The 10,128-nt window shown below is 73.3% G+C and carries 10 protein-coding genes; 4 read left to right on the forward strand and 6 right to left on the reverse strand.

The window, feature by feature from the left end:
* Positions 1 to 48 precede the first annotated feature (48 nt).
* Both LPU61_RS17260 and LPU61_RS17265 read right to left on the reverse strand, forming a co-directional pair.
* Positions 49 to 924 (reverse strand): SDR family NAD(P)-dependent oxidoreductase, encoded by an 876-nt coding sequence (locus LPU61_RS17260; protein WP_043969044.1) that lies wholly within the window; start codon positions 922 to 924, stop codon positions 49 to 51.
* A 25-nt stretch (positions 925 to 949) separates the two neighbouring features.
* Positions 950 to 1,510: a carboxymuconolactone decarboxylase family protein gene (locus tag LPU61_RS17265; RefSeq protein WP_228986231.1), complete on the reverse strand. Its 561-nt coding sequence runs from the start codon at positions 1,508 to 1,510 to the stop codon at positions 950 to 952.
* A 365-nt stretch (positions 1,511 to 1,875) separates the two neighbouring features.
* On the opposite strand from LPU61_RS17265, the gene LPU61_RS17270 reads away from it, so the two are divergent.
* A complete protein-coding gene (locus tag LPU61_RS17270; RefSeq protein WP_043969047.1) occupies positions 1,876 to 2,949 on the forward strand; it encodes an alkylhydroperoxidase in 1,074 nt (357 codons plus the stop codon).
* A 453-nt stretch (positions 2,950 to 3,402) separates the two neighbouring features.
* Entirely contained in the window at positions 3,403 to 4,182 is a 780-nt protein-coding gene (locus tag LPU61_RS17275) for a helix-turn-helix transcriptional regulator (protein ID WP_255700159.1), read from the forward strand.
* 207 nt (positions 4,183 to 4,389) lie between these two features.
* On the opposite strand, the gene LPU61_RS17280 is transcribed toward LPU61_RS17275, so the two are convergent.
* Positions 4,390 to 5,091 carry a maleylpyruvate isomerase family mycothiol-dependent enzyme gene (locus LPU61_RS17280; RefSeq protein WP_052504032.1) on the reverse strand — a complete coding sequence of 234 codons (702 nt, stop codon included), beginning with the start codon at positions 5,089 to 5,091 and terminating at the stop codon, positions 4,390 to 4,392.
* Positions 5,088 to 6,179, reverse strand: coding sequence for an SDR family NAD(P)-dependent oxidoreductase (locus tag LPU61_RS17285; RefSeq protein ID WP_229405489.1), 1,092 nt, complete (start codon positions 6,177 to 6,179; stop codon positions 5,088 to 5,090). The genes LPU61_RS17280 and LPU61_RS17285 overlap by 4 nt, the downstream gene beginning before the upstream one ends.
* Before the next feature lie 232 nt (positions 6,180 to 6,411).
* Between LPU61_RS17285 and LPU61_RS17290 the strand changes: the two genes are divergently transcribed.
* Together LPU61_RS17290 and LPU61_RS17295 are read left to right on the forward strand one after the other, a co-directional pair.
* Positions 6,412 to 7,398: a DUF1702 family protein gene (locus LPU61_RS17290; protein ID WP_229405490.1), complete on the forward strand. Its 987-nt coding sequence runs from the start codon at positions 6,412 to 6,414 to the stop codon at positions 7,396 to 7,398.
* On the forward strand, positions 7,395 to 8,762 hold the full coding sequence (locus LPU61_RS17295; RefSeq protein WP_374199686.1) for a cytochrome P450: 1,368 nt from the start codon (positions 7,395 to 7,397) through the stop codon (positions 8,760 to 8,762). The genes LPU61_RS17290 and LPU61_RS17295 overlap by 4 nt, the downstream gene beginning before the upstream one ends.
* Positions 8,763 to 9,097: 335 nt before the next feature.
* Here the strand turns inward: LPU61_RS17295 and LPU61_RS17300 are convergent, their stop codons facing one another.
* Both LPU61_RS17300 and LPU61_RS17305 read right to left on the reverse strand, forming a co-directional pair.
* Positions 9,098 to 9,610: a flavin reductase family protein gene (locus tag LPU61_RS17300; RefSeq protein WP_043969628.1), complete on the reverse strand. Its 513-nt coding sequence runs from the start codon at positions 9,608 to 9,610 to the stop codon at positions 9,098 to 9,100.
* A gap of 39 nt (positions 9,611 to 9,649) precedes the next feature.
* Positions 9,650 to 10,126 (reverse strand): thioesterase family protein, encoded by a 477-nt coding sequence (locus tag LPU61_RS17305; RefSeq protein WP_043969052.1) that lies wholly within the window; start codon positions 10,124 to 10,126, stop codon positions 9,650 to 9,652.
* Positions 10,127 to 10,128 lie beyond the last annotated feature (2 nt).

Consider the following 10,128-nt stretch of genomic DNA (forward strand, 5'->3'; position numbering starts at 1 on the left):
ACGCGCAGCGGCGCCGACGAGATCCGTCGGCGCCGCTCGTGCGGGCGGTCAGGGGATGGGGAAGAACGCGCGGACGAACTTCTCCCACCCGCGCTCACCGATCATCGCCCGCATCTTCGGCAGCAGGCGCGGCGGCATGCCGAGCCGGTAGCGGATGCGCGGGTTCGGGGTGGACACCGCCGTCTCCAGGACCTTGGCGACGTTCTCGGCGCGGACGGCGATCTTGCCGCGCAGCGGCGGGTTGTCGCTGAGCCGGTACGCCTGGTGCCAGTCGACGAAGTGCTCCCAGAAGTCCCGGTACAGGGCGGGGTTGTCGTGGGTGTCCATGCCCAGGTCGGCGACGCTGTCGGGGACGAAGCCGCCCAGGATGGGCGCCGGCTGGAGCACCACCACCTTGATGCCGAACGGGGCGACCTCCAGGCGCAGCGAGTCGCTGATGGCCTCCAACGCGTGCTTGGTGGCCTGGTAGTAGCCCCGGCCCGGGGTGGCGAACATGCCGAAGATCGACGACATCATGATGATCCGGCCGCCGCCCTGCTCCCGCATGCCGGGCAGGACCAGCTGGGTGAGCCGGCACAGCCCGAAGACGTTCGTCTCGAACTGGGCGCGGACCTCGTCCATCGGGGTCTCGCCGATGGTGCCGTTGAGGCTGTACGCGGCGTTGTTGATCAGCGTGCCGACCGCGCCGTGCTCGTCGGTGATCCGCTTGACCGCGGCGGTCATCGACTCCTCGTCGTTGACGTCGAGGTAGAGCACCGTGATGCCCTCGTCGGCCAGGTCGGCCAGGGCCTCCACGTTGCGTCCGGTGGCGTAGACCGGCCAGCCGGCCCGGTGCAGCCGCAGCGCGGTGGCCTTGCCGCTGCCCGAGGACATGCCGGTGCCCGACGAGGCGCCGGTCAGCAGGATGGCGCGTGACTGGGTCATGATGGCGTCCCTTCCCGGCCGCGGGTCACTCGTCGCCCAGCCGCGCGATGCGGCTGCGGTCGACCGAGGAGCCCAGTCCGGTGGCGTCGACCAGCCGGTTGATGAACGCGAACAGGCAGGCGCAGAAGACCGCCTCGAGCATCTCGGCGTCGCTCCAGCCGGCGGCGGCGGCCTGCTCCCAGTCCGCGTCGGTGATCTTGTACGCGCCGGTGCTCACCTTCGTCACCAGCCGCATGAGCGGCATGGTGCGCTCGTCGACGGGCAGGTCCTCGACGCTGTCGGCGTCCGACACCGCCTCCAGCAGCTCGTCGCTGCCGCCGAACTGGCTCAGGAACCAGCTGTGCGTCCCGACGCAGTACGGGCAGCCGTTCAGCTTGGACGTCCAGGCCGAGATCAGCTCCTTGAGCTGCCGGGGCAGGGTGTCCCCGCCGAAGATGCCGCCGTAGCCGGCGAGCACCACCGCGAGCAGCCGCGGATTGGTGGAGGTGAGCCGGAACATGTCGGGCACGAATGGCAACCCGGTGACCGCCTTGATTTCTTCGTAGAGTTCGGCGGTGCGGCCCTGCGCCTGATCCTCGTCAATCATCGGGACTCTGATTCCCGGCTGTCTCGTCGTCGTTTCCATGAGCCATCTCCTCGTTGCTCGGGCGATCTGAGGCCAGGCGGACGACGGTGCGTTCCACGACGAAGTAGGGCCGCTGTCGGTGCTGGCCGCAGCAATCTCCGACGGGGCTGCGGGGCGACACGGAAACGCTGGCGACGGCGGTCGGGCAGCGATTCCGCTGGCCCATGATGGCACGTCGTCGCTGCTGGAGTGCTCTCCCAGATTGCCTACTGCGGGAACTGTCCTGCGGTTGAACCGACGGCGCGGTTGGACCGTACTGCCTACTGGCTGAAGGCACTTTTCGCCGATAACCTGTTTTCAATTCACAGAGACGGATGAGGTACGTGATGCCGGCAAGTGTTCTACGACCGGTGCTGGGCGCGCTCGGGTTGACGCAGATCCGTTACGTCGACCCGGTGCGGCGGGGGCGGGCCAGCGGTCTGGTGGCCGAGGTGTACAGGCAGGTGGAAAGGGACTTCGGTGTGCTGGCCCCACCGATGGCCCTGCACGCCCCGGCGCCGGAGGTGCTGGCCGCCGCGTGGCTGCTGCTGCGGGAGACGATGGTCGTCCCCGGGGCCGCCTCGCGCGCGGCCAAGGAGGCGGTGGCGACCGCGGTCTCCCTGGGCAACACCTGCCCCTACTGCGCGACCATCCACAACAACGCGTTGGGTCTGCTCACCGGCGTCGGTGTGGGCGTCGGCGTGGACGGCCGTACCCGGCCCGACCCGGGGTCCGGCGCGGGCGCGGCGGAGCTGGAGGGGATCGTCGGCTGGGCGATGCCGGCCGGCGGGAACCCGCCGCAGCCGCCGCCGTTCCCCGCCGCCCAGACGCCGGAGCTGGTCGGGGTGGCGGTGCTGCTGCACTACCTCAACCGGGTGGTGAACGTGTTCCTGCGCGACGTGCCGCTGCCGCCCGGGGTGCCGGAGATGGCGCTGCCCATGGTGCTGCGGGTGCTCGGCTGGGCCATGATGAGCGCGTCGCGACGCCCGCACGGTCCGGGTCTCTCGCTGGACCTGCTGCCCGCCGCGCCGCTGCCGGCGGACCTGTCCTGGGCGGCCGGCAGCCCGACGATCGCGGAGGCGTTCGGCCGGTCCTGCGCCGCGATCGAGGAGGCGGGCCGGCGCTCGGTGCCCGAGGCGGTCCGCGACCTGGTGCTGGTCAACCTGGTCGGCTGGCACGGCGGTCCGCGGGGGATCAGCCGGGCCTGGGTGGAGGGGCTGGTCGAGGGGCTGCCCGAACCCCAGCGGCCCGTCGCCCGGCTGGCCCTGCTGGTCGCCTTCGCGTCCTACCAGGTGGACGCGACGGTCGTGCGCGGCTGCCGGCTGGCCGGCCTGGACGACCGGGCGCTGGTCGAGGTTTCCGCCTGGTCGGCCATGGCCGCGGCCCGTTGGCTGGGCGGCCAGCTCACGGCCCCGCGGTGATCAACTGCGGACAGGGCTGGCATCGCCGACCAATTCGGATAATCGCTGCGTCTGTCAGATTAAATCGCCTCGCCGCCTCTGGGAACATTCGAAAGTTCCGTATTGATTGATCTCCATGCATGGTATCGTCCTACTCCATCCGGACCACTTAGGACACTCACAGTAAGCGCGGCCCGATGTGTTTCGGTCCGCACTGGCGCCACCCGGCAAGGCCGGTGGACTGGCATTTCTCCACAATTCAAGCCGGGTGATCGAACACCTGTTCCGTCACGGTGCGACAACGAAGTCGTGGCGACCCAGGGCAGGGCAACGTCGCCGGTCGCGGGGGACCCCCGCGACCGGCGGCACCATACCCGGGCAGGTCTTGCCCGGATGTGGCCGGAGTGTCCCCAACGTGTTCACCGAATGGAGTGATTGGCCGTGCACAACGCCGTCGAAAGAGCCATCTCGATCATGTGGGATCGTTACCACGAACCTCTGTCACTCGATGCAATGGCCGATTCAGCCTTTCTCAGCCGCTTTTACTTCTCTCGGCTGTTCCGGTCCAAGACGGGCACTTCGCCGGGCCGTTTCCTGACCGCGATCCGGCTCTACAAGGCCAAGAACCTGCTGCTCGAGACCGACATGAGCGTCACCGACATCGCCTACGCCGTCGGCTACAACAGCCTGGGCACCTTCATCAGCCGGTTCACCCGCAGCGTGGGCATCTCGCCGGCCCGCTACCGCTGGCTCGCCGAGAACGGCATCCCGCAGCTCTCCCGCACCCGCACGACCGGCCCGCGCCGCCGGGCCACCATCTCCGGACGCCTCGTCCTGCCCCCGGTCGACGTGCCGGTCAAGGTGTACGTCGGTGTCTTCGACAGCCCCATCGTGCAGGGCCTGCCCGCCTCCTGCGACATCCTGGAGGCCTCCGGCGAGTACGTGCTGCGCGACGTGCCGGAGGGCGAGTGGTACCTGCGCGCCGCGGCGATCGCGCTCGGTGACATCGCGGCCCGGCCGTCCATGCGCCGCCCCCTCGCCGTCGGCGCGTACGACGCGCTCACCGTGGGCTCCGGCGTCAACCTCACGGTGGACCTGGAGCTGCACCACACCGGCGTGTTCGACCTGCCCATCCTGATCGCGCTGCCCGAGCTGGACAGCACCGACCCGGCCGCCCGCAACCGCCGCGGCTTCGCCCGCAACGACCGGCGTACCGCCCGGCCGTCACGGGTGCTGCACCGGGCCAAGTCGTGACCGCCGCCCCCGGGCGGTGGCGACCCCCGACCCCGGGCCCCGGCCCGGCGCGACGGGGCCGCGGACCGGGCGGCGCGGCCGCCACCGGGGGATGAGGGCGCGCGCCGAACGGGACCCGGCGATGCGCCCAGATCGATCCCCCTTGCAAGAAGGCGGCGGGCCGGTGCCCCGGGGCACCGGCCGGCAGCCGACAGTGGTACGGCAGGCTCAGCCCACGGAGCCGGCGACGGGCGACTCCGGCACCCGGAACGGCCCCCAGGTGAACGCCGGCAGCCAGCGCCCCGGATCGGCGCTCCACCGCAGCGACCGGATCTGCGCCGCGCTGCGCCGACCGGCCAGCGACAGATAGACCTCGTGCCAGGGGCCGGCCACGGTCACCGTCGGCTCGCCCGTCCCCGCCACCGCGTCGCCGTGCTCGGTCCGCACCGCCAGCGGCGGCAGGCCGTGGCCGTCGAGCGAGGCGGACAACCCCTTCAGCAGGACGCCGGAGGCCACCGGCAGCGCCGGGTGCGCGACCGGCGGCGCGACGCCCAGCGCCTGGCGCAGGTCCAGCTCGTGGGTGAACGCGTCCATCACCAGGATGTGCCCGTCCATCGAGCCCGGGCCGGCGAGGAACCCCTCCACCGGCCCGCTCAGCCGCTCCCACTCGGCGAGCAGCTCCGGCACCCCGCCGTCGGGCGCCGGGCCGGGGACGTCGCCGGTGACCCGGCCGTGCACCCGGGCGCAGACCTCCACGAGGTGCGCGACGAGCTCCCGTACAGTCCATCCCGGACAGTGGGCCACCGGCAGCGCGGCTGCGCCGGGCGGCGCCTCGGCCAGCAGCTGCGCCGTGGCCACCCGGACCTGACGGTAGGCCGCCACGGCGGTGGTCCCGGACGGCCGGGACGGGTGCGGTTCGACGATGGTCATGATCGTGCCTCCCTGCGCGGCGGCGCCGCGGCTTCGACGGGACCCGCCGCGGACGCGGCGGGAACGACAGGTGTGCCGGCCCTGCCGGCCTGGCCGGCGGTGAGCCGCCCCGTGCGGTGCAGCCAACGCACGGTGTCGACGAGCGTCTCGCCGATCGGCCGGGGCGCCGGCCCCGCCGACCGGGCCACGTCCTGTGGGCGGGCGTCGGTGGCGCAGACGTAGCAGGCCCCGTACTCGGCGGGGATGTGCCACGGCCAGACCCGCTGCACCAGGTCGGTGGCGTAGGCGAAGGGCAGCATCGCCCGGGCCGGCAGGAACAACGTGGGCAGCCGGCGGCCGGTCGCCTCGCGGACGGCCCGCACGTAGTCGCGGGTGCTCAGGTAGCGGCCGGGGCCGAGGTGCCGCCCGCCGTCCTCGCCGGGCGCGGTGGCCAGCTCCGCGAGCAGCGCGGCGGTGTCCCGGACGTCGCCGACCGGGAAGCCGCCGGTGGGCCACATCGGCATCAGGCCGCGCAGCACGTTGCGCAGCCGGGCGTTCTGGTCGCCGAGCTTCGCATCGTGCGGCCCGAGCAGGGCGGGCGGATAGGCGATCACCACCGGGTCGCCGTGCGCCTGGTGGCCCCGGGCGACCCGCTCCGCGGCGGCCTTGCTCGCCAGGTACGTCTCCCGGGCCGTGGTCGGCGGTGACTGCGGGCCCACCGTCCCGGCCGGGGACGGCTCCAGCGCGCCGAACGTCGACACGTGCACCGAGCGCCCCACCCCGAGCCGGCGGGCCGCCGCCAGCACCACCTCGGTGCCGCGGGCGTTGGTCCGCCGGGTCGCCTCGTGTGACCGGCTGTCGAACGAGTAGACCGACGCGGCGTGCACCAGCGCGTCCACGCCACGAACCGCCCGGGCGACCGCCGTCTCGTCGACGACGTCGCCGTCGACGACCTGCACCGCGCCGTCGGGCACGGACAGTGGGGACAGGGCCGGGGCGACCCGGCGCGGGTCGCGGGCCAGCACCCGCACCCGGTGCCCGGCCGCGACGAGCGCCGCCACCGTGTGCGCGCCGACGAAGCCCGTACCGCCCGTCACGAGCACCAACATCGCGAGCTCCTCTCCGCCCGCGACCGGCGCGTGCCGCGCGGCGCGACGCCGCCGCCGAGGTGGCGGGCGGCTCGATCGTGTCCCGCGTGGCGTCGGCGCACTACTCCCAGCGTGCCGTTGTCCCGGCCGCTTCGCCGCAGGTCAGAGGGCAATCGGGAAGTGGCTGCGGGCGTCGGGCGGCCGGGAGGATAGGGCAGTTGAATCGTCGAATCTGGATGAATGGGAGCAGCAGGTGGCCGGCACCATCAGGGCGCTCAGGCGCCGCGTCCTCACCCCCGACGTCAAGGAGACCCTCGTCTCCACCCGGGGGTTCCACGTCAAGAACCCGGAGTCACGCACCATCCTGGAGACGGTCGGCTCGTCGTTCCTGACCGGGCTCTCCTCGGCCGCCGGCGCCCGCCGGTTGACCGACGTCGACACCGACCTCGCCCCGCTGCCGACCCGCTTCCAGGGGTTCGCCTACGAGGGCGCGGCCATGGGCTTCGCGCTGGTCGACGCGCTCACCCCGGGCGCGCCCCGGCGCAGCGCCGAGTTCCTCGCCGGCACCGGCGACCGGCACGTCTACATGGCGTACGTCGGGATCGGCTGGGCCCTGGCGCGGCTGCCGAAGTTCCTGTGGCGGCGGGCCCTGGCGGGGGCCACCGATCCGCTGCTGCGCTGGCTCGTGCACGACGGCTACGGCTTCCACCAGGCGTACTTCCACACCGCCGAGTACGTGCACGGCCAGCGCGCGGTGACCGACTTCCCGTGGCCGCCCGAGGGCCCCACCGCGTACGCCGCCCGCGCCATCGACCAGGGCATCGGCCGGGCCACCTGGTTCGTCGCCGGCTGCGACCCGACCGTCGCCGCCGACCTGATCGACCGGTTCCCGGCAGCACGGCACGAGGACCTCTACAGCGGGGCCGGGCTCGCCGCGACGTACGCGGGCGGGTGCACGGCCGACGAGCTGCGGCTGTTCCTGGCCCGCTCCGGCGAACACGCCCCGTTCGTCGCCCAGGCCAGCGCGTTCGCCGCGCAGGCCCGGATCCGGGCGGGGCTGCTGGTGCCGCACACGGAACTCGCCACGCAGGTGTTCTGCCGGGCGTCGGCCGCCGACGCGGGTCGGGTCACCGACGAGCTGATCCCCGCCGGCCCGGACGCCTCCGGCCTGCCCGCGTACGAGGTGTGGCGGCGCGCCGTGGCCGCGCGGTTCCGGGCCGACGCCCGGGTGCAGCCGTGACCGCGGTCGCCGACCCCACCCGGGTGCGCCCGCCGGGCCCCTCGCCGTGGACCGCCCCGGTGCTGCTCGGGCGGATGGCCCGCAACCGCCTCGACGTCATGCGGGCGGTCGCCGCCCGGCACGGCGACGCGGTGCGGCTGCCCCTGGGGCCGAAGACGCTCTGGTTCTTCAACCACCCCGACCACGCCAAGCACGTGCTGGCCGAGAACCCGGGCAACTACCACAAGGGCATCGGGCTGGTGCACGCCCGCCGCACCCTCGGCGACGGCCTGCTCACCAGCGAGGGCGAGCTGTGGACCAAGCAGCGCAAGGTGATCCAGCCGGTGTTCCAGGCCCGCCGCATCGCCCGCCAGGCCGACGCGGTCGCCGAGGAGTCGGTGCGGATGGCCGCCCGGCTGCAACGCGCCGTCGGCGCCGGCCCCGTCGACATCCGCCACGAGATGACCGAGCTGACCCTCGGCGTGCTGGGCCGTACGCTGCTCGACGCCGACCTCGGCGAGTTCGGCGGCATCGGCGCGGCGTTCGAGGCGGTGCAGGACCAGGCGATCTTCGAGATGATGTCGCTGGGCGCCGTGCCGCCGTGGGTGCCGTTGCCCCGGCAGCGGCGCTTCCGCCGGGCGCGCGCCGAGCTGCAGGAGATCGTCGACCGGCTGGTGGCGCACCGGCGGGCGCAGCCCGGCGGGATCGCCGGCCGCGACGACGTGGTGTCCCGGCTGATCGAGTCGACCAGCCGCGAGACCGACCCCCGGGTGGCCCGGCAGCGGATGCGCGACGAGCTGGTCACCCTGCTGCTGGCCGGGCACGAGACCACCGCCAGCACCCTGACCTGGACGTTCTACCTGCTCGACCGGCACCACGAGGTGTGGGAGCGGATGCACGCCGAGGCCGTCGAGGTGCTCGGCGACCGCAACCCGACGTACGAGGACCTGCACCGGCTGCGGTACACCGCGATGGTGGTCGACGAGGTGATGCGGCTGTACCCGCCGGTGTGGCTGCTGCCCCGCATCGCCCAGGGCGACGACGTCGTGGGCGGCTGGCACGTGCCCGCCGGCGCGGACGTGGTGCTCTGCCCGTACACCCTGCACCGGCACCCGGAGTTCTGGCCCGACCCGGACCGCTTCGACCCGGACCGCTTCGACCCCGACCGGCGCGCCGACCGGCCGCGGTACGCCTACATCCCGTTCGGCGCCGGCCCGCGCTTCTGCGTCGGCAACAACCTCGGGCTGATGGAGGCGGTGTTCGTCCTCGCCTGCGTGACCCGGCAGCTGCGGCTGTCGCTGCAGCCCGGCTACCCGGTGGTGCCGGAGCCGATGCTGACCCTGCGGGTCCGCGGCGGCCTGCCGATGCACGTCCACGAGGCCTGACCCGCCTGCCCGGCGAACCTGGCGCAACCGGTGCTCCCCGGCCGGTTGCGCCTCGCCGTGTGCCCAGGACCCCGCCGGACCCAGCCCCCGCCGGACTCCAGGACCCCGCCGGACTCCAGCACTCGTAGGGGCTCTACCGCGCACCCGTCAGCCCCACCGCCCTCGGTGGAGCTGCCCCGGCAGCGCGCCCGGCGACGGCAGTCGGTGACGGCCAACGACCAACGGCGATGGCGGCAGCGGTGGACGGCGACACGGCGAACGGCCGGGCGACCACGCGGGGTGCGTGGCCGCCCGGCCGTCGGGTGGTCGGCCCGGCTGGCGCCGGGCCGACCCGGTCAACCCTTGCCGACCTCGCAGAACCGGCCGCCGTGGAACAGCAGCGCGTCGCTGCTGTCACCCCGGCCGGTGCCGAGCACGGAGCCGAGGAAGATGGAGTGGTCGCCGCCGTCGTACACGGCCGCCAGCTTGCACTCCACCCAGGCCACGTTCCCGGACACGATCGGCGCCCCGGTGTGCGGTCCCGCCTCGCACGGCACCGTCTCGAACTCCCGCTCGTCGCGGGGCCGGCTGGAGCTGGCGAAGTAGCGCGCCAGCCCCTCCTGGCCGGCGGCCAGGATCGACACCGCGAAGGAGCCCTGCGCCAGGACGGTGTCGTGCATGACCGAGCTGCGCTTCACGCACACCAGCACCATCGCCGGGTCCAGCGACACCGAGGTGAACGCGTTCGCGGTCATGCCGTGCGGCAGGTCCCGGCCCGACGTCACCACCGTCACGCCGGTGGCGAACATCCCCATCACCGCCCGCAGCTCGGCGTGGTTGGCCGCCGTCGCCGGCGGGGGCACCGTCACCGCGCCGGCGACCGGTCGCTGGTCCGCTCTGGTCACCGCTCAGCCCTCCCCGACGCCTTCGAGGACCTTGCGTTGGCCGCCCGCGGCGGGGGCCACCGCGTACCGCGACAGCGCCGCCCGCAGCGTGTCCGGCACCCGGGTCGGCCGGGTGTCGGTGTTCGGGCCGCGCATGCACGCGATCCGCTGCCGCCCCCGGGCCACCAGCTCCTCGAACCCGTCGCGCAGCCGCACGTAGTCGAAGGCGAAGCCGATCTGGGTCTGCGTGAGGTCCTCCAGCCGCATCCGGATCGACAGCTCGTCGAACGCGGTGATCTCGGTGAAGAACTCGCACTCGCACTTGAGGGTGAACAGCTTCAGGTCGTCGCGGATGTCCGCCAGGACCTCCGGCGCCTGGTCCCGCAGGAACATCTCCCGGCACCGGCCCTGCCAGCGCATGTAGTTGACGTAGTAGACGTTCCCGACGAGGTTGGTCTCCTCGAAACCGACCAGGTGCCGGTACTCGTAGTAGGACTCCATGA

The organism is Micromonospora sp. NBRC 110038 (assembly GCF_020884815.1).
In the GTDB taxonomy this organism is placed as follows: domain Bacteria; phylum Actinomycetota; class Actinomycetes; order Mycobacteriales; family Micromonosporaceae; genus Micromonospora; species Micromonospora haikouensis.